This is a genomic window from Streptomyces sp. NPDC030995 (assembly GCF_055571215.1).
The window spans coordinates 16,008-35,465 of the sequence record NZ_JBVIFS010000043.1 but is presented as its reverse complement, the minus strand read 5'-3'; the positions used below and the strand labels follow the sequence as shown (position 1 = coordinate 35,465).

Here is a 19,458-nt window from a genome sequence, read left to right as displayed (position 1 = left end):
GTGACTGACGTGGCTGGCATGACCGGCACGACCGGCATGACCGACCTCCTGACCACCGCAACCGCCGGCGCCGACGCCCTGGCCGACGCCGCGCAGGTGGGCAACAAGTTCGCCCGCCAGGAAGTGCTGCGCCGCGCGGGCTTCAGGGTTCCGGAGTTCTTCTGCCTGCCCGCCACCGCCTTCGACCAAGCCCTTGAGGCGGTACGGCCGCTCCTGCCGCCGCTGCCCCAGGACTGCGAGGACAAGGCCGCGATCGACAGCTGGTGCGCGGCCGCCCACCAGGCACTGACGGAGTCGAGCCTCCCGACGGCCCTGGCCGAGCGGATCCGGGAAGAGTTCACCGCCCTGGTCGGCGCGGACGGCCTGGTCGCCGTACGGGCCTGCGTCGTCCCGGCCGCACAGTCCACCGCCGCCGACACCGCGGGCACCACCCTCGACCCGGACACGGCCATCGGGGAGGACAGCGCCGTCGACCCCTTCGCCGGGATGAGCGACAGCTTCCTCTACGTGGATCAGGCCGGCCTTGCCGAGGCCGTGTTGCGGTGCTGGGCTTCGGCGTTCAACCCGCAGGCCGTCCACTACCGGATCTTCCGCGGCCTCGACCCGGCGAAGGCGCGCGTCGCCGTCGGGATCCAGCGGATGGTGCTGGGCACCCGCTCGTTCGTCGCGTTCACCCGCGACCCCCGCGACGGCTCGCAGCGTCACCTGATCGCCGCCGCACACGGGATCGGCGAGGGCGTCGTCCAGGAGAAGGCCGACGTCGACCACTTCTTCCACGACCCGGCCACCGGCCGGGTGAGCGCGCAGACCGTGCACAAGCGGTGGTCGATGGGCCTGCCCGAGGGCGCCGTGTCGGGTGCGCCGGTGCTGCTGCCGGTCCCGGTGGAACTGGCCGACGTTCCGGTCCTGGACGACAAGGAGGCCCGTACGGTGGCCGAGCTGGCCGCCCGCGTGGAGGAACTCTTCGGCGTCCCGCAGGACATCGAGGGCACCATCACCCCCGACGGCACCGTCCACCTGGTCCAGGCCCGGCCCCTGGTGACGGCCCCCGCAGCCCACGCGCCGGCCGGTCCGGACGGGGCCCGGTCCACCGTCTACTGGGGCAACCACAACATCACCGAGAGTTTCCCCGGGACTTCGGGGGCGCTGACCTACTCCCAGTCCCGCGAGTTCTACCGCCGTTCCTTCGGCGACCTCTACCGGCGGATGGGCGTGCCCGCGCGCCGGCTGCGGGAGAACGCGCACCGCCTCACCCGGATGGTCGGCTACCTGGAGGGCCAGGTCTACTACCGGCTCGAGGACTGGCACCATCTCCACGGCCAGATGCCGATGTTCGAGCTGGTGCGCCGCCAGTGGGAAGCGTCCATGGGCATCACCGGCCCCGCCGCCGGCGTCCGCCGCTGGTCCCCGCTGAGGGTGGCCCGCTCGGTGCCGCACCTGGCCTGGCGCACCGCCATGCACCCGTGGCAGGTGCACCGGTTCCTCAGCTGGTGGGACCGGCAGATGACCGAGATCAACACCGTCGGAGACACCCCCGAGGAACTGATCGCGCTCTACCGGCGCGTGTGGGAACGCGCCGAGAAGCAGTGGGGCATCACCCTGGTCAACGGGCTGATCGCCCTGGTCGTGCTCCGCTCCGGCACCGCGCTGCTGCGCCGCTGGACCGGTCTGGGTCCGCAGGTCCTGATGGCACTGATGGGCGGCGGCAAGGAGAACCGGTCCCTTCAGGCCGTCCGCGCGGCCATGGCCCTGGGCGAACTCGTGGGATCGATCCCCGAACTGCGCAGCGCCGTCCTCGACAACGAAGACCCGCGCCAGGTGTGGGCCGACCTGACCGCCGGCCGCTACGGCACTCAAGTAGCCGACGCCGCCCACGCGTACGTCGCCCGCTACGGCGACCGCGCGCTGCACGACCTGAAGCTGGAGGAGCCCACCCCCCGCCAGCGCCCCTGGACCGTCGTCCCCCTCATCCGCCCCCTGGTCCGCCAGGGCACCACCGTCGCCGCCAACCGGGCCGAGGAGCAGGCCGCCGCCGCCCGGGCCCGCGAGCGACTGCGCGAGGCGTGCCCCGGACCGGTACGCCGCGGCGTGCTGCTGGCCCACGCGGCGCTGGCCCGGGACCTGGCACGGGTGCGTGAGGACACCCGCTTCTGCCGCACCCAGCTCTTCGGGATGTCCCGTGACGTGATGTGGCGCCTGGGCGCCCACCTCGCCCGCACCGGCGTGCTCGACGACCAGCTGGAAGTGGCCGATCTGACCGTCGAGGAGGTCATCGGCGCCTTCGACGGCACCGGCACCGCCGGCGACCTGCGGGCCCTGGTCGCGCTGCGCCGCGCCGAGCGCCTGCGCTGGACCGAAACCGAGCAGCGCCCGCCCCTGCTGGGTGTGCCCGGCAACCTCCCGCTCGCCCGCGCCCTCCCGCACGCGGTGCCGGTCCGGGCCGGCGACGACTCGGATGACCAGGTGCTGCGGGGCATCGGCTCCAGCGGCGGCGTGGTCCGCGGCCGCGCCAAGGTGGTCCTCGACCCCGCCACCGACCCGGACCTGGCCGGAGGCCGCATCCTCATCGCCCGGGAGACCGACCCCGGCTGGCTGTTCCTCATGATGTCCGCCAAGGGCATGGTCGTCGAACGCGGCACCCTGCTGTCACACACCGCGATAACCGGCCGCCTTCTGGGCGTTCCGACGGTGGTCGCCGTCGCGGACGCCACCAAGGCGATCCCCGACGGGGCCTGGGTGGAGATCGACGGGAGCGCGGGCACGGTCCGCCTGCTCCCCGATCCGGCCGATCCGGCCGGCGAGGCTGCCCCAGCCGACGAAGCCGACGAGGCTGCCCCGGCCGAACCCACCGACAAGGCTGAGAAGGATGACTGACCCGGCACGCTTCCCGTTTCCCGTCGAACCGGGCGTCTGCCCGCCCGCCGAATACCACGGGCTCCTCGCCGGCGGCGTACCGCACCCGGTCCAGCTCTCCAGCGGACAGCCCGCGCTGCTGGTCACCCGGCACGAGGACGTGACCGCCGTGCTGGGCGACGACCGCTTCAGCCGGGCGGGCTACGCGGCGCTCGCCCGGCCGCTGCTGGCCCGGGAGACCGACTCGCTCCCGCTGGTCACCGCCGACGCACCCCACCACACCCGCCGCCGCCGAGCGGTCCTGCCCGCCTTCACCGCCCGCAGCGTCCGTCAACTGCGGCCCCGGCTCCAGGAGTTGGCCGACCAGCTGCTGGACGAGGTGACCGCCGGCGCCGAGCACGGCGTCGCCGAGCTGGTCAACACGTACACCGTTCCCTTCGCCATGCAGGTGATCTGCGAGATCCTCGGCATCCCCTTCAGCGACAGCGCCCTGCTGCGCCGCGAAGTCGACGTCCTGATGTCCACCTCCGGCCACACCCCGCAAGAGGTCGCGGCCGCGCAGGCCCGCATGGACGACTACTTCGCCTCCCTCATCGACGACAAACAGCGCGCCGTGGAGCGCGGCGCGCCGGCCGACGACGTCCTCACCAGACTGATCACCCGCCCCGCGGGCGACCCCGAGCAGCACCTCTCCCGCAAGGAGGTACTGGCGCTCGGCTCCGGGATGCTGATGGCCGGCTACGAGACCACCGGCAACTCCTTCGCCATGTGCGTCCTGCTGCTCCTCCAGCACCCCCACCTCGCCGACCACCTGCGTGCGCAGCCGGACCGGATCCCGGTCGCGGTCGAGGAGATGCTCCGCTTCACCTCACTCAACAACACCGGCGGCTACCCCCACCTGGTCACCGAGGACACCGTCCTGGGCGGCTGCCCCGTCCGGGCCGGCCAGGTCGTCGTGGCGCTCACCGACGCCGCCAACCGCGACCCGGCCGTCTTCAAGGACCCCGACACTTTTGACCCCACCCGCCCCGACACCGCCGGCCACCTGGCCTTCGGCCACGGCCGCCACCTGTGCCCGGGCGCCGAACTCGCCCGCGCCGAGCTCCAGACCGGCATCGCCGCGCTGCTCCGGCGCTTCCCCGTACTGGAACTCGCCGTGCCCGCAGACGAATTGAATTGGCGTCAGACGATGTTCATCAACGGCATCTGGCAGCTCCCGGTCCGCTGGGCGATACGGACGGAGCAGCCGGCATGATCCGCCGCCTCGCCCTCTTCGTACAAGGCAGCTACCCGCTGCCCCTGGCCGCCGTGATCGCCGCCGCATGGGCCGTGGGGGTGACCGGACTCTACGCCGCCGTCGACCCCGGCGCCCACGACTGGCGCCCTGGCTGGGGCACCGCGATAGCCGCGCTCACCGTCATCGTCGACCTGCTCCTGCTGCGCGCCGCCGACGACCTGCGCGACCTGCCGTACGACCGCCTCCACAACCCCGGCCGCCCCCTGGCACGCGGCGCGGTCCACCCCCGAGACCTCCTCGTCCTGATGGCCGTCGGCGCCGCCGGCCTGCTCCTCCTCAACGCCGGCAACCGCCCCGCCCAGCTCCTCCTCGCCGCCCAGTTCACGTACACCGCGATCCTGGTGGGGGCGGAGCTGCGCTTCGGCTGGCCACCCAGCGACAAGGTGGTCCTCAGCGTCCTCCTGAGCTCCCCGATCCAGGTCGTCCTCAACCTGTACCTGTACGCGGTCTTCCTCCACGACACCGACCTGAGCGCGGGCCGACACGCCTGGCCGGTCCTGGTCGTGGTCATGCTGGCCGCCACCCACCACGAGCTCGCCCGCAAACTCGTCCGGGCCCCCGGCGAACGCGAACGCACCTACGTGCACGTCTTCGGACTGCGCACCACCACCGCCTTGGCGGTGGGTTTCGCCATCGCCTCCACCGCGGTCGCACTGGCCGCGCTCCGACCCTGGACCACGACCGGCCCCGGCGCCTGGGGCTGGCTGGTCCTCCTGCCGGCCGCCCTCGTCGCCCGCGCGGCCTGGAGCTTCACCCGCGACGCGGCACCGCGCTGGCCGCTGCGCGCCACGATCGGCTACCTGCCGACCGCATTCACCTGCTACCTGCTGATCGGCCTGGGGGTCACCTCGTGAGGACGGACAACCTGTACATCGCCGGCGCCGCCGCCCGGATCCCGGAGTTGTTCCCGGTCGCCGAGGCGGTCCGGCGCGGCTGGTACGACGCCGGGCGGGCCGAGGCCGAGGGCTGGACCAGCGTGGCCATCGCCGACAACCTCTCGGCGCCCGAACTCGCCGCCGAAGCCGGCATCGAGGCCCTCAAGCGCTCGGGCCTGGGCAGCGACCAGATCGACCTGGTCCTGCACTCCGGCGTCTGGCACCAGGGCCCGGAAGGCTGGTACGCCGCGAACTACGTCCAGGACCAAGTCGTCGGCGGCAACGCCCCGGTCATCGGCATGAACCAGGGCTGCACGGCGGTACTCGACGCGATCCGCCTCGCCTACGGCTACCTGACCGTGGACCCCCACGCGAGCGCAGCCCTGGTCACCGCGGCGGACAACTTCGGCACCCCCCTCGTCGACCGGTGGAACTACGCGGACGGATGGGGCTCCGGCCGCGGCTCCATCCTCGGCGACGCCGGCGGCGCGGTCATCGTGTCCACCGAGAGCGGCCCGCTGCGCATCCGCGCGCTGGCCATGACCTCCCTCTCCTCCTGGGAACACCTCTACCGCGGCGACGAGGCCATGTACCCGCCCCCGGTCACCCTCGGCGTCCAGGCCACCCTGGGCCGCCGCATGTCCTCCTACGTCCAGCGCCGCGACCCCGAGGGCCACCTCCTGCAGGCCGTCACCCGCGACCTGGTCCGCGCCCGCACCACCCTGGCCCGTCAGGTCATGGAGGAAGCGGGGGTGGGCCCCGACGACATCACCCGCGTCACCCACGTCTTCACCGGCCACCCCCGCTATCTGGCGAGCCTGCTCAGGCCGTTGGGCATCCCCCCCGAGCGCGGCCTGCTCGACCTCGGCCGCGCCCACGGCCACCTCACCTCCACCGACCAGGTCCTGGGCCTCGCCCACCTCATGGAGACCCGCGCCGTGTCCCCGGGCGACCACATCCTGATGATGGGCAACGGCGGCAGCATCTCCCTGGCCTGCGCGGTGGTCGAGGTACTGGAACAGCCCTGCTGGTGAGGGCCCCCCAGCCCGCTCCCACGATCCGCACGCTCTCGGCAGCGTGTTCCTTTCGACCCATCCAGGGCTTCGAGCTCTAGTAGGGGCCGCCACGGAAGAGCACGCTGCCGTGGCGGCGCGGGCGGTCGCCACGTTCGTGGGCGGCGTCGGAGCGGTCGGCGGGGGCCGAGAGCCGGGCGAGGGCCCGGAGGGTCGCCAGGCCGGCGAGCACCTCGTCACGGCGCTCCGCGGACTTCATCCAGGCCGGCAGCCTGGCGAACATCGCCATCGTCGGGGAGGCGTGACGCTCGCGCAGCCGGGCACGGACGTAGGCGGCGAGGGCGTCGACGTGCTCCTCGTCGTAGGCCCACAGGATCCGTCCCGTACAGCGGGTCTGAAGCCACAGCGGCCGCCGGAAGAAGGGATCCTCGGTGCCGCCGGGCACCGCGCCGACCAGACCGGCGCCCCGCTCCTCGGCCGTCCAGTCGGCGACCGCGCCGCAGCCGGCGCAGGCGAGGCGGCGGGGCTGGAAGAGCAGGGCGCTGAAGTACTTCGGCGCTGCGAGGCCGGGCAGAGGCACGACGAGCGCGCGGCCACCGCACCTCGGGCACACCACGAGCACCCGGCCGGTGAACTGGACGAGCCACGTGCCGTGGTCGTGGTGGCGGACCGGTTCGGGTCGCGGGGGATCGGAGCTCATGAAGGACACCCTGCCAGGGCCGACCCGCCCGAGCGACCGGGATACGGCGGCCCCTGCAACCGGAACGGCGCTGCATCCGGCCTGACCGTCAGACGTCAGACATCGGACGACGAGGAAGCGGGCCACGGGACGGTGGTCTCGGCTGCGACCTCGTAGTCGACGCCGGGAACGTCCCACCCGTAGAGCTGGCCGACCTCGTCGCGGAACCAACCGGTGTCCGCGCTGGTGGCAATGGTGTCGGCGTCGACCTCGTCCCAGGTGGCGCGGACGGCAGCCTGAACCCCGGGATTCATTTCCCAGTCGTCCAGCCGGATGCGGTCCTGGTCGTCCAGTTCGAAGGCGGCGTCACCGGCGAGCTGCTTCCACAGGGCGGCTGCCTGGTCGACGGTGCCCTGCCAGCTGTCACCGGTAACGCGGTGAAGGATGCTGGTGTAGAGCGCGATGCTCGGGATGGCGGTGGAGGCCTGGGTTACGGCCGCGCCCGCGACGACGGTGTAGGCGTGGCCCGTGTCCTTGAGCCGGGTGTTGATGGCGCGCGCGGTGTCTTCCAGGTGCTGCTTGGCGGCGCCGATGGTTCCGGCCCGGTAGATGGGGGCGGTGATGTCGGATCCGACGTACGAGAGGGCGACGGTCTGGAAGCCGTCGGCGAGCAGGCCTTTGGACTGCAGGGCGTCGATCCACATCTGCCAGTCGGCGCCGCCCATGACCTGCACGGTCGCGTCGCGCTCGGCCTCGTCCGCGGCCTGCAGGTGCAACTCGCCGATCTGCGGGACGCCGTCCTCGAACACGAGGGTCTTGGCCCGGTAGTCGGTGCCGAGCGGCTTGATGGCGGAGTGGTGGACCTCGCCGGTCAGCGGGTCCGTGCGACGCGGGGCCGCGATGCTGTAGATGAGCAGGTCGATCTTGCCGAAGCGGGCGGCGAGCTGGTCGGCGGCCTCGTCCTTGATGCCATCGGAGAAGGCGTCGCCGTTGAGGAAGGTGAAGTCAGCGCCGGCCTCGGCGGCGAGTTCGGCGGCCCGGGCGGTGCGGTACCAGCCCGCGCTGGCGGTGCGGCGCTCGGTCGCGGCGGCCTCGTAGGCGATGCCGAGTCCGCGCATCCGGTGGGCGCGCAGGCCGACCAGGGTCGCGGCCAGTCCGTAACCGGCGCTGGAGCCGATGACGAGGGCGACCGGGCCGGGCCGGTCGCCGACAGGGCCTGGTGTCCGCTGCCACATGCGGTCGACCACTGCTGTGCAGCCGGTCGGATGGCTGTTGACGTAGAGGTAGCCGCGGTTGCCGGGCTTGATCTCGCGGAGGCTCACTCGTGGGGTCCTTCGGGTGCGGGGATCGTGGACGCCGCGGCAGGGAGCGGTTCCACGCAATGGCGGACATCGTCGATGGTTGCTCACATCCTCGGTGAGCGTGGCCCGACCCCGTGATGGTGATCTTCGCTAGAAGTGGCCGCGGATTCTTGTCGGTGTCCTATCCGGCCATGCCACACCGCCTGACGGGTCCGGACTCAAGGAGGCCTCCGGGGCCACCGCGGGCGACCGTCCACCGACGGGGACCGGCCGCCGTCAGCTCGGCGACGGCGTGACCTCAGGAGGCAAGGACGACTGGTCGAGGTCATCGAGGACCTGCTGGAAAGGCCGGCGCAGGGCAACGGCGAGGGGCCGGGAGTCCGCGCGGACGTAGGCGGCCAGGCAGTTGCGGGCACCGGCAACGGCGGGCCGGGGATCGTCTCCGGACAGGGTGTCGGTGATGGCCCGCGCGGTGAGGGCGGCCAGTTCGGGGAGCCGGAGCTGGGCCCGGGCGAGGTCTGCGGCAAGGTCTTCCCGGCCGGTGAGGTCTGCGACCTCCCTGGCCAGGGTCACCAGCGGCGCAGTGAGCCCGTCGGCGGTGGCGATGTGCCGGGCCTTGCGCCGTACGGCGTCGCGGTGACGGCGGCGCAGCGGGTTGAACCTCATGGCACGTTCGGCTTCACGGGCGCGCGCGGCACCCGCATGCACCGCTTCGACGTGGGCGTTCACCAGGGCGAGGTTGTCGCGGGCGGCGGCCGGGTCGGTACCCAGGGCCGCCGCAGTGCCGGTCAGGGCCCGGACCAGGCGCACCCGGCAGTCGTCGACGATGACGGCCAGGACCCGGTGAGGGTCGGGCGGCCACAGCAGCGGGGCGAGCAGGATCGTCACCGCCGCCCCCGCCACGGTCTCCCACACGCGGTGCAGCGCGTAGGCATCGGGTGACGTGCTGGCGAAGACCAGCAGCGAGGACGCCGCGACCTGGATGTTCAGCCCACCGCCGGCCCGCAGGATCATTCCGACACCCAGACCCAGGGCCACCACCAGCGTCAGCGCGGCGGTCGAAGGCCGCAGCACGTTCAGGACGGCAATGCCGATCAGCACGCCCGCCACCACGCCCAGGGCCCGCTGCAGCGACGTGCCCAGGGCCGTCATCGGATCGCCGCGCAGGGCCACCAGCGGGACGACCGCCGCGTAGACCGGCGGCTGGTCGGCTCCCAGCCACAGCGCGACCTGCCAGGCCACCGCGACGGTGACCACGATGCGGGCGGCCGCCGGGCCTTCGGCCCGCAGGATCTCCCGGGCCCGGCGGGCCCGTGGTGCCGGGACGTCCGCGAAGTCCGTCATCCACGCCTTTCGGTGAGGTGTCCGCGCCTGCCCGCCCGTGCCGGAGGGGGTGCGGGGGCGGGTGGCGCTCCAGGCGCCGGTGAATCCGGCGGCCAGGAGGTTGCTGTGGCTCCGTATGCCGGTTCCCGGTGTTGCGCCGACTCCGCCGGCGGCCGAGTTCAGGTCGCCGAGAAGCACGGTGGCGTCGGCGGCGACCCAGCCGCGTCGGACCTGCAAGGGGACATTGGGTGGGCAGCCGAGTACCGGGCGGCAGACGGGCACGTGGTGCTTGCCGCGGGCGGAGGGCCAGTCGAGGTACTCGACGTGGGTGGCGGGCCGCAGCGGCCGAGGCCGCGGTGAGCGACCCGGATACCGGTGCGAACAGCGCGAGCGCGCACACGGTGGATGTGAACCAACGGCGAGTCATGCAGCCAGACCCTTCGGCAAAGACGGGCGAAGCCCGTACCTTTCGACCGAACCTAGGGCGGCCGACGGGATGCGGCGATCCGGCTCTAGGCCGGGCGGCCCATGGGCTCCGCGGCATCGGCATCGGCATCTGCGTCGGGGGGCGTAACTGTCCCTGATCGGGCGTGCAGACGGACGCACACGGGCGCGGCGCCGATTCCGGCGAGGGCAGCCGGTCAATATGGGGGAGAGGAAGGAGATCCGCGATGCCGGCACAGGTCCCCGCAAAGCAACCCACGACCGATCTCGACGCCCGCTACAGCTCCGCGCTCAATCCCCGCCCGGGTGCTGCGGACGTCACCGCCACCGAGTGGGCCGAGGCCCAGCGGCAGCTGGAGGCCGCCGAGATCTTCTGGGTGTCCACCGTGCGGCCCGACGGCCGCCTGCACGTCACTCCCGTGATCGCCGCCTGGCACGGCGGGGTGCTGTACTTCTCCACCGGCCCGGGGGAGCAGAAGGCGAAGAACCTCGCTCATGACGGGCACTGCGCGCTGACCACCGGGGGGAACTCGCTCACCGAAGGCCTCGACCTGGTGGTCGAGGGCAAGGCGGAGCCGGTTGCCGATCCGGCGGTACTGGAGGAGGTGATCGCGGCGTACGAGACCAAGTACGGGCCGCACATCACCTCGCCCGAGGGCGCCTTCCACGGAATCGGGGATGCCTTCCGCAAGGGGGACGCGGTGGTGTTCGCCGTTGCCCCGGCCACGGCGTACGGCTTCGGCCGGGACGACGGGGTCTACACCCACACGCGGTGGGCGTTCTGAGCAACAGGCGGCCGACCGTCTCGTCCGCCACTTCGGCGGCGCCGGAAGATGTGGCTACCGGCACTACGTGGCCGACTGGCCCGCTCGCCCGGCTTCTGTTCGCAACGTGCGAGCCCGATCGGCCGGGTCGTAGTTCGCCCCGACGCCCTCGATCAGCAGCAAGTCGCCCTCGATATGGTCCGTGCGCAGACGCAGGATGGCCCGGTAGGCGGGAGAGTCGTACCAGGCACGGGCTTCGGCCAGGCTGGGAAACTCGATCAGCACCATGCTGCCGGGCCACCTTCCCTCCACGACTTCGGCCGGCGGACCGTGGATGACGAAGCGGCCCGCGAAGGGGTCGAGGGTTGCTTGGATGCGCTCCAGGTACTCGATGATGTCTGAGTGATTCCGGCGGCTGCGGAGATGAGCGAAGCCATAAGCGGACACCACGGGGCTCCTTCGTTCCGGGGGTGAGCGATGGCCAGAACGTAGCCGAGGGTGCTGAGGCGGGGCGATTACCCCGGAGGTAATGGCCGTGGCGGCCCGCGCCGGTCTCACTCTGACCGGCGACAAGGGCCCTCGCGATCACCGGCCGCGCCGCTCACCCGTCATTGGCGCGGGGAGGCGAACCGTCAGGAGCGGCAGGAAGTGGCCGACGAGTGGCCCCATGCACAGCGCGACGAGTACGGTCCCGAGGCCGAGGCTCCCACCGAGAATCCAGCCGATGCCGGCGACGGCCACTTCGATGCCGGTACGCACCGCCGCGATGGGCAGGCGTGTGAGTCGAACAAGTCCGGTCATGATGCCGTCGCGTGGACCCGAGCCGAACTGTGCGCCGAGGTAGAGCGCGTCAAAGAAGGCCAGTGCGACGAGGCCAACGACGAGGTAGCCGATCTCGGTGACTGTCCCCTGAGGGCTGGGGAGAACAGCAGCGGTGGCGTCTGCGGCGAAGCCTACGATCGCGACGTTGAGCAGTGTGCCGAGCCCTGGCAGCTCGCGCAGGGGTATCCAGGCGAGAAGCACCAGGAGCGAGATCAGGTTGGTGGCCCAACCGAACGAGATGCCAAGGCTCTTGGCCGTGCCGTCCGTGAGTACGCTCCAGCTGGCCGTACCGAGACCGGACTGGACGAGCACCATCAGGGCGGCACCGTACCCCACCAAGCCGACCAAGAGCTGGGGGATACGACGCGCCGTTCGGCCCGCCCGAATCTGAGCGAAGGCGTTCATGCGCATCATCACGGGGCGGTCGCGACCAGCCGGGACGGACGGGTGTGCAGAGGGAGCAGGAGGAGCCATGGCTCAAGCCTCGACGCCATCTGGACTCTGATTCCATAGCCAGATTGCATAGGCTGGTCGGATGAAGATCAGCTCGCACGCGGTAGGGCGCATGCTGGGGGCCTGGCAGGACGGCCCCGGGCCGGCGCACCAACGCCTCTCCGACAGACTGCGGCTGCTGGTCCTGGACGGACGTCTCTGTCTCGGGGCGGCGCTGCCGAGCGAACGTGACCTGGCTACCGCGCTCGGCACCAGCAGAACCACGGTCGGCGCCGCATACCGCACTCTGGTCGAGCACGGGTACCTCGCCACCAGAGCCCGCGCCAGGGCGACGGTGCGGCTGCCGCACGACACGCTGTCCGAGCGCCGGGCCGGCACGGACTCGGCGACCATCGACCTGTCGTTCGCTGCGCCACCCGCCCCCTCCGAGATCCTCCACGCCGCCTTCGCGACCGCTCTCGAACAGCTACCGCGGCACTTCGAGCGGCACGGATACGACCGGTACGGCACCGCGGAGCTACGCGAAGCGGTAGCCGGCTGGTACCAGCGCAGAGGACTGCCCACCGCGCCCGATCACATCCTCATCACCAACGGTGCGCAGCACGCGCTCGGTCTTCTGGCGCGAACCCTCCTGTCGCCACGCGACAAGGTCCTGATCGACCATCCCACCTATCCGCACGCGATCAGGGCACTCACTGAAACGCGCGCCCGACTTCTGCCTGTCGCCGTGGGCCCTTCGGGCTGGGACACCGCGCAACTCCTCGCAGCAGGACGTGCCGCTCAATTGGCCTACCTGATACCGGACTTTCACAATCCGACCGGGATGTGCATGTCCGCGAGCGTACGCCGCAGACTCCGGCTGGCGTGTCCCACGATCACCGACGAGACCCTGACGGACCTGGATCTGGACGGAGCGAGCCCGGAACCCTTCGCCGTACACATGCCGACCGCCATCAGCATCGGCTCGGTCTCCAAGAGCATCTGGGGCGGCCTGCGCATCGGCTGGATCCGCGCCGTGCCTTCGCTGCTGGAGCGCCTCGAACAAGCCCGCCCCGCCACCGATCTCGGCACCCCTGTCGTGGAACAGCTCGCCACAGCCGCCCTTCTGAATGAGCGCCAGACCCAACGGCCCGACGCGCTCCGGCAACTGCGATCGCAACGTGACGCATTGCGGCAAGCCCTCAGCGACCACCTGCCCGACGTCCACGCACCGCTATCAGCCGGCGGCGTGACGCTCTGGGCGAGATTCCCCGAGCCCATCAGCTCACGGCTGGCGGCGATCGCGCCGGACCACGGAGTGACGATCGCGGCCGGACCACGATTCGGAATCGGCGGCGCATTCGAACGCCACATCCGACTGCCGTACACGCTCCCTTCGACTCGTCTCGTCGAGGCGGTTCGCAGACTCGCACAGGCCCAACTGGCGCTCGTCCAAGGCTCTACCGGAACCCACACCCCCGCACCGGTGGCATGAGCGTCGACGGCCTGCGCAACCACCTGACGGTCGGTGTCCCGCTCAACCGTAGGCTGCCTCCTCTAGGGTGGGGATGGTGACAGTCCGTGATCTGCCCGGCCTGGAGGTTCCGTGTCCTTGAAGATGAAGCTGAGCGCGATAACACTCGACTGCCCTGACCCGCTGGCCCTGGTGGCGTTCTATCGGCAGGCCACCGGCCTCGAAATCCACCCGAAGTCGGACGCGGACTTCGCCGGACTCAACCGCGAGGACGGACTCCTCATCGGCTTTCAGCGGGTCGACGACTACAGGGCTCCGAGCTGGCCCGACCAGACCGTTCCCCAGCAGCTCCACCTCTGCTTCGACGTCGTCGACTTGGACGAGGCCGAGGCCCTCCTGCTGGAACTGGGTGCGGGCAGACCGGATCATCAGCCCCAAGAGGACAGATGGCGAGTCCTCACCGATCCGGCTGGGCACCCCTTCTGCCTCGTCAGAGGCTGATCAAGGATCACGATGGCCCGTCATGCCCCCGGGGGATGTGCGTCAGGCGGGGAGGAAGAATCCGGTCACGTCGGCGAGGAGGCCGTCCCGGTGCACCGCGCTGCTCACGCCCGTCATGAAGGTCTCGCCATCCGGGCCCACCTGGGTCCAGCGGGCCAGTGACCGGTCGTGATGGTCGAGGACCTCGTCGATGCGGAAGCGGTGTCCGGGAAACGCCCCGGCGAAACCGCCCATGTACGCGTCCAGTTCGGCCAGGCCGCCGACCTCGGTCCCCGGGTCCCGGTAGGTGACGTCGTCGACCGCGACCGCGCCGAGCGCGGTGAGCCGTATGGACGCGTCGGCCGACCAGCACGCGGCGTAGTCGTCCCAGAGCTGCTGTTGGTCACTCATCGCTGTTCCTCTTCGTTGGCTTGCTTGGCTGTCTTGGCTTGCCCGGCACCGATCGATGCCAGGGCTCCGTCGGTGATGGTGTGCAGCTTGGCGGCGCCCGTACCGGACCGGACGAGCACCAACAGCCCCTGGTAGAGCGCCAGGAGCTGGGCGGCCGACACCACGACGTCGAGATCCGCGGGCAGTAGCCGCTGGGCGCGGGCGCGCGTCAGCGCGTCGGCGAAACCGGACTCGATCGTCTCCAGCCCCCGGCGCACGCCTGGCGTCGCCTGCGGAACGGTGAACGATTCCACCGCGGTGTTGGTGAGCAGGCACCCCGGATCAGGTTCGGGGCCGATGCCGGTGTCGAACGCCGAGGTGAAGAACGAGCGGATGCCGGCCACGGGGTCCTGCGAGTCCCGTAGGTGGATGCGGACCCTGCCTTCCACCACACGCTCGTTGTAGGCGTCCAGCGCGGCACTGAACAGGCCTTCCTTGCTGTGGAACGCCCGGTACAGGCTGCCCGGGTGCATTCCGGTCGCCTCTTCGAGGTCGCGCAGCGAGGCGCCGAGGTATCCACGGCGACGGAACAGGCGCATGGCGGAGGCCAGCACCTCGTCCTGGTCCCAGACCTGTTTGCGGCCCACCACGCCCCCTGTAGTTGAACGGTCGCTCACAAACTAGCATGCGCGGCGCCCCCTACGGACCGGCCGCTGCTGGTGCGGCACCGAGCGCGGCCGGTCAACTGAGCGTCTCACTGGCGAAGTTCAGGCGGCCCGCAGCTGGGGGCGCGGTGGTCGCGGTCGCCCACGGCGGCGAGCGAGTCCAGTTCGCAGGCGCCCCTGGGCGGCTTCAGCGCCGAAGGGCGCGCCATCGCGTACGGCAGTGGGCTTCGACGCGGTTCAGGCAGGAACTGTTCGGGGGAGGAGCAGTTCGGCTTGGTGATTGGTGCCGGCTTGCTCAGGCCCGGCCATCGACCGCGGAACGCGATCCCATGCGTGCGCGGCACGCGTACTTTGTCGACTCCACAGTGCTGCGCGCCAAGGCCATGGCTTCGAGCAGGAGATCGGTGGTGGTGTCGTTCGGGGCGTCCTGTTGCGTACGCAGCAGAAAAGCCGCACAGGTGAGCGCATCGCAGGCGGCGCTGACCTCCGCCGGGGTGCGCGGCTCACGTGAATCGCGCAGCTCCGAGGCCAGTCTCTCCAGATATGAAACGACTGTCGTGAGGTCCACGGCCGTCTCATGTACGGCACGCATAGAAAGACTCCCTTTCCCTAGCCCGGAACCGGGACGCCGTGCAACGGCGTCCCGGTCGGGTAACACAGAGGTCATGCAGGCTGGTCGATCTTCGTGACGAGGTAGTTGCCGAGGACGAGATAGTCGATCTCGGTGCCCAGGAAGCACTTCACCGCGTCGACCGGGGCACACACGATCGGCTCGCCGGCCACGTTGAACGACGTGTTGATCAGGCACGGCACGTCGGTCAGCGAGGTGAACTGACGCAGGAGCCGCGACAGCAGCGGCGCCGCTTCATCGGTGATCGTCTGCACCCTGGACGTGCCGTCGACGTGCGTCGCACCCGGAATGATGTCGTGGTATTCCGGCCGCACCGGGAACACGAACGTCATGTAGGGCGAACGGGCCTTGCGGCCCATTTCGAAGATCTTCGGCGCATCCGATTCGAGCACGATCGGCGCGAACGGCCGGAACGGCTCGCGGTGCTTGACCCTCGTGTTGATGACATCCTTGATGTCCGGGAACTTCGGGTTCGCCAGGATGCTGCGGTGACCCAACGCCCGCGGCCCGTGCTCCATTTGACCCTGGAACCAGCCGATGACGACCTTGTCGGTGAGCAGCTTCGCCACCTGGTCGACGACCTCATCCTCGTTCAGACGTGTCCAGCGCACCTGGCCGCTGAACTCGTTGAGGGCGCTCTCGATCGCCGTGGCGTCGTACTCCGGCCCGAGGTACGGGGTCACCGTGTCGGCGTACTTCACCTCGGCGGTGTTGCTCGGGTGGTTTGCCCAGGCGAAGACGGCGGCACCGATGACCACGCCGGTGTCGCTGGCGCCGAAGCTCACCTCCATGTCCTCGAAGCGCGAACCCTCCAGCAGCTTGGTGTTGTTCACGCAGTTCAGGGCCAGGCCGCCCTCGAAGAGCAGGTGGTTCAGATCGGTCTTGGACTCCAGTGCGCGGACCTGGTGGCTCGTGACGACCGTGAGCATCTCCTGCGCCGCCGCGGCCACCTTGGCCTTGTACTCAACGGTGTCCTCGAACGGACCGAAACCCTTGACGAACAGGTCGTCGAAGCAGCGCGGGTTCGCCAGGTCGTGCGGCCTGACGAGGCTGTACCGCCCGCCCTCGTGCAGCTGCACGACGTGCTCCAGGAACGGGTTCGGTGAGGGAGCCTCGGCGAACCCGGAAAGGCCCATGACCTTGTATTCGTCATTGTTGGGAACGAAGCCCAGGAATCGCGTGATCGAGGCGAACAGGTTGCCCAGCGAGTCGTTCGCGCTGATGAAAGACTCTTCGAAGACCTTGATCTGACCGTCGCGTATTTCGCCGGTCAGCGAGGAGAGCAGTTCGGCGCGACCGTCACTGATGAGGAATGCGGTGTCCTTCTGTCCCGCCATGTAATAACCGGTCATCGCGTGGGCGAGGTGATGCTGGACGAACACCACCTTGTCCGGGTCGGGGGTGAACCCGGTGCGTGCGGCGAAGTCGGCGAGCATGGCCTCGCGCCCGACGGCCTTGTCGAACAGCTCACCGATGCGACGCAGCCGGTCCACCTTCTCCGAAGGCTTCAGCGGTGCCGACGCGAGGTCGTGCATGGTGGCGTCGAAGACCTCGTTGGAGAAGTTCCACGGGATGGCTATGACATCGATGTCGGAGAACTCGATGCCCGCCTTCTCCAGACACCACTGCACCGCGTTCAGCGGGAAGTCGGAGGTCTTTTTCTCCCGGTTGAGCCGCTCTTCCTCGACGGCAGCAACCAGCTTGCCGTCCACCAGCAGCGCTGCACCCGAGTCGTGGCCGAGGATGTAGTGCTTCTCGGTTCCGACCGCGCCAAATTGGTTGGCGAATACTTCTGCGCCCAAGGTGAATCCGTTGCAACCCAGAACAATCATGAAAAATTCCCTTCGCTGTTGAGCTGCGGCGCATGTATAGTCCGCCGACCGCCGAACGGGCCCTTGGGGGTGCCGAGCAGGGCAAGATTACTGCTGCGCATTCAGCCGAACCTTCTGAGCGGAATATTTTTGAATAACATTCAGCCCTGTCGAATTTCCCCGCCACGGTACCGGAGCTGATCAGCCCACTGCAAGGTTCGAACCACACTTCCATAGGTGCGTTTCTCACAGCCCATCAGAGGGATGGCTTGATCCTTCTCCTGCAATCAGTCCACGTAGCGGAATCGAGCGTGCGAGATCAGGGCATCGACGCCAATGAATTGCCAACACTGATTGGAAAGGTGGGGGTGGACGGTGCATCAGCCGCCTCAAACAGTGAAGGGGTCCCTGGCCGTGCGATGTGACGGATTTAGCCATTCGTCTCCGTACGCGGATGTCCGGACGGCCATGGGTCGTCCGGACATCCTTGGGTCGATGAATGGTTGGGGCGGGGGCTCGGGGACCAGGCCGGGTTCGGGCTCGTCGCGAAAGCGACTCTCGGACGCTGGTGATCACGTTCTGTGGGGTGTGGGGATCTGACGAAGGGCCGGTCGCCCGGCCGAGGGGCGGGGCTTATGGCTTGTTCCGGCGCAGGCGCAGGCGCCGGCGCCTGCAGCGGGAGGTCGCATGGGACGTGAACGTCGACTGCACGATGTGCCCGACAGGGCAGCGGCCGGCAGCTCTGTGCTGAGCGCCGACTCAAGCTGGAGGGCCAACCGTACCGCCGGAAGCGAGTCGAGCCCCGAGTGGGATGGAGTGGGTCCGTGGCCCGACCGATTCGGGATCGTCGATGCTCTGGTTCGGGTTTCAGGAACGTAGTTCCTACCCGATGTTGAAGCTCATGGAGCTCATGGAGCTCGTGGAGGCGGGCATCCGCGCTCTGATCGGCACGGCCGATGGCGGCGCCGAGGCGAGGACTCGACCGATGGGCGTCTCAAGGTCTGGTGACGGTCACGGTCCACACCATGCCCTGATCAGCTGGCTTGGCGCTGTGGGGTTACCGACGTGGCTTGTGCGAGCAGTCCGTCGACGAAGGCCTGGAGAGCCTGGGGGTAGGTGTTCTGCGGGGTCAGCTTGGCCCATTGGTCGTTGAGGGCGGCCAGGCGCGGCAGTTGGGTCGCGAGGAGGCTGCTGAATTCACGGGAGACCGGTACCTCCCCGTTCGCCCTCGCGCGAGCGGAGTGCGCGCGGACGAGGATCTCGCCGACGGTGTAGTACCAGATGCTGCGGAAGACGTAGACGGATTGCGCGGGCGTGCATCCGTAGTCGATGGCTCCGGCCAGGATGACCTCGACCAGCCACAGGGCGGAGTCGCCGAGTCGCATGATGAAACCGTCGGTGGTGAGCACCTCGGCGGCCCACGGCCACGCCGCGAGGGAGTCATGGATCGCGGTGGCGGCCCCGATGATGCGGTCCCGCGGATCGGCGGGCAGGTCGGGGTGCGGGATCTGGTCCGCGTGCTCGTGGATCAGCAGGAGCAGCAAGTCCTCTTTGTCCCGCACGTGGTGGTACAGGGTCGTCGCCCCGATGCCGATCTCGGCAGCCAGCCGACGGATGGTCAGCTTGTCCCAGCCGTCCCGATCGATGAGCCGGCGGGCCGCGCTCAGGATCTGCGTACGGGAGGTCACGGGGGGTCGGCCGACACGGCCGTGCGGTGCTGCATTGGGAGACATCGTCCCATCATGCACTAGCCCCACGCGGTGTCTTCGATCTCTGCGCTCGACAGCGAGCCGGTCCTGGTGTTAATTTCAGAACGGGTTCGGAAAGTCTTGCAGTGGAGGCCGGTTCATGAGCATGCTCTAACTCCTCGATCGTCGTACTTCTCCCGGAACTCAGGGAGTTGCCGCACGCAGTGCGCCGTCGGGCCTGCCCCCGAAATCCGTTCACCCTCCGCTCCCCGCCCACTCGTTCCGCCCTGCCCCTTCTAGAACGACACGTCGTTGTAGTCGATGTCGGTGAGTTCGACTTCGAGGTCGTCGGCGCGGCGTCCGCCGTCCTTGAAGTACACCTCTTGCAGTCCTTCGGCGACGATCGCGCGCAGCCGCTCGTCGTTGGCAGCCTTGCTGCCGGGCTTCGAAGAGCCGGTTGGCGTAGGCGGGTGGAGGGCGGACGGTGAGGCGGCGCATGCGGCCGTCGTCGGGTGG

Annotated in this window: 17 protein-coding genes; 7 read left to right on the top strand and 10 right to left on the bottom strand. The window is 69.9% G+C overall.

The window, feature by feature from the left end; genetic code table 11:
- The 4 genes from ACZ45T_RS35470 to ACZ45T_RS35455 are packed head-to-tail and all read left to right on the top strand — an operon-like array spanning window position 1 to window position 6,059.
- The gene (locus ACZ45T_RS35470) at window positions 1-2,874 is read left to right on the top strand and encodes a PEP/pyruvate-binding domain-containing protein (protein ID WP_468448258.1); all 2,874 of its coding nucleotides are present in this window, start codon (window positions 1-3) and stop codon (window positions 2,872-2,874) included.
- Window positions 2,867-4,108: a cytochrome P450 gene (locus tag ACZ45T_RS35465; RefSeq protein ID WP_468448257.1), complete on the top strand. Its 1,242-nt coding sequence runs from the start codon at window positions 2,867-2,869 to the stop codon at window positions 4,106-4,108. Before ACZ45T_RS35470 ends, ACZ45T_RS35465 begins: the two co-directional genes overlap by 8 nt.
- Complete coding sequence (locus ACZ45T_RS35460; RefSeq protein WP_468448256.1) at window positions 4,105-5,004, top strand: UbiA prenyltransferase family protein; 900 nt, start codon at window positions 4,105-4,107, stop codon at window positions 5,002-5,004. Before ACZ45T_RS35465 ends, ACZ45T_RS35460 begins: the two co-directional genes overlap by 4 nt.
- On the top strand, window positions 5,001-6,059 hold the full coding sequence (locus ACZ45T_RS35455) for a ketoacyl-ACP synthase III family protein (protein ID WP_468448255.1): 1,059 nt from the start codon (window positions 5,001-5,003) through the stop codon (window positions 6,057-6,059). The genes ACZ45T_RS35460 and ACZ45T_RS35455 overlap by 4 nt, the downstream gene beginning before the upstream one ends.
- 76 nt (window positions 6,060-6,135) lie before the next feature.
- On the opposite strand, the gene ACZ45T_RS35450 is transcribed toward ACZ45T_RS35455, so the two are convergent.
- The 3 genes from ACZ45T_RS35450 to ACZ45T_RS35440 form a co-directional block, all read right to left on the bottom strand.
- Entirely contained in the window at window positions 6,136-6,738 is a 603-nt protein-coding gene (locus ACZ45T_RS35450; RefSeq protein WP_468448254.1) for a hypothetical protein, read from the bottom strand.
- A gap of 95 nt (window positions 6,739-6,833) precedes the next feature.
- Window positions 6,834-8,039 carry an enoyl-[acyl-carrier-protein] reductase FabV gene (fabV, locus tag ACZ45T_RS35445; RefSeq protein WP_468448253.1) on the bottom strand — a complete coding sequence of 402 codons (1,206 nt, stop codon included), beginning with the start codon at window positions 8,037-8,039 and terminating at the stop codon, window positions 6,834-6,836.
- 255 nt (window positions 8,040-8,294) lie between these two features.
- Window positions 8,295-9,578, bottom strand: a complete 1,284-nt coding sequence (locus ACZ45T_RS35440; protein ID WP_468448252.1) for an FUSC family protein — start codon at window positions 9,576-9,578, stop codon at window positions 8,295-8,297.
- Window positions 9,579-10,012: 434 nt separating this feature from the next.
- Here ACZ45T_RS35440 and ACZ45T_RS35435 point away from each other — a divergent pair, with 434 nt between their 5' ends.
- The gene (locus ACZ45T_RS35435; RefSeq protein WP_468448251.1) at window positions 10,013-10,570 is read left to right on the top strand and encodes a pyridoxamine 5'-phosphate oxidase family protein; all 558 of its coding nucleotides are present in this window, start codon (window positions 10,013-10,015) and stop codon (window positions 10,568-10,570) included.
- Between the two features lie 63 nt (window positions 10,571-10,633).
- Here ACZ45T_RS35435 and ACZ45T_RS35430 read toward each other — a convergent pair whose 3' ends face one another.
- Both ACZ45T_RS35430 and yczE read right to left on the bottom strand, forming a co-directional pair.
- Window positions 10,634-10,996, bottom strand: a complete 363-nt coding sequence (locus tag ACZ45T_RS35430) for a DUF1330 domain-containing protein (RefSeq protein ID WP_468448250.1) — start codon at window positions 10,994-10,996, stop codon at window positions 10,634-10,636.
- Window positions 10,997-11,134: 138 nt separating this feature from the next.
- Window positions 11,135-11,776: a membrane protein YczE gene (gene yczE, locus ACZ45T_RS35425; protein ID WP_468448249.1), complete on the bottom strand. Its 642-nt coding sequence runs from the start codon at window positions 11,774-11,776 to the stop codon at window positions 11,135-11,137.
- Between the two features lie 130 nt (window positions 11,777-11,906).
- Between yczE and yczR the strand changes: the two genes are divergently transcribed.
- Window positions 11,907-13,298 carry a MocR-like transcription factor YczR gene (yczR, locus tag ACZ45T_RS35420; RefSeq protein ID WP_468448248.1) on the top strand — a complete coding sequence of 464 codons (1,392 nt, stop codon included), beginning with the start codon at window positions 11,907-11,909 and terminating at the stop codon, window positions 13,296-13,298.
- A gap of 123 nt (window positions 13,299-13,421) precedes the next feature.
- Window positions 13,422-13,778 carry a VOC family protein gene (locus ACZ45T_RS35415; protein WP_468448274.1) on the top strand — a complete coding sequence of 119 codons (357 nt, stop codon included), beginning with the start codon at window positions 13,422-13,424 and terminating at the stop codon, window positions 13,776-13,778.
- 42 nt (window positions 13,779-13,820) lie between these two features.
- Here ACZ45T_RS35415 and ACZ45T_RS35410 read toward each other — a convergent pair whose 3' ends face one another.
- From ACZ45T_RS35410 to ACZ45T_RS35390, 5 genes are all read right to left on the bottom strand, one after another.
- A complete protein-coding gene (locus ACZ45T_RS35410; RefSeq protein ID WP_468448247.1) occupies window positions 13,821-14,168 on the bottom strand; it encodes a nuclear transport factor 2 family protein in 348 nt (115 codons plus the stop codon).
- Entirely contained in the window at window positions 14,165-14,794 is a 630-nt protein-coding gene (locus ACZ45T_RS35405) for a TetR/AcrR family transcriptional regulator (protein WP_468448246.1), read from the bottom strand. Before ACZ45T_RS35405 ends, ACZ45T_RS35410 begins: the two co-directional genes overlap by 4 nt.
- 313 nt (window positions 14,795-15,107) lie before the next feature.
- Window positions 15,108-15,380: a hypothetical protein gene (locus ACZ45T_RS35400; protein ID WP_468448245.1), complete on the bottom strand. Its 273-nt coding sequence runs from the start codon at window positions 15,378-15,380 to the stop codon at window positions 15,108-15,110.
- Between the two features lie 95 nt (window positions 15,381-15,475).
- A complete protein-coding gene (locus ACZ45T_RS35395) occupies window positions 15,476-17,245 on the bottom strand; it encodes a carbamoyltransferase family protein (protein WP_468448244.1) in 1,770 nt (589 codons plus the stop codon).
- 1,043 nt (window positions 17,246-18,288) lie between these two features.
- On the bottom strand, window positions 18,289-18,987 hold the full coding sequence (locus tag ACZ45T_RS35390; RefSeq protein WP_468448243.1) for a TetR/AcrR family transcriptional regulator: 699 nt from the start codon (window positions 18,985-18,987) through the stop codon (window positions 18,289-18,291).
- Window positions 18,988-19,458: the final 471 nt, after the last annotated feature.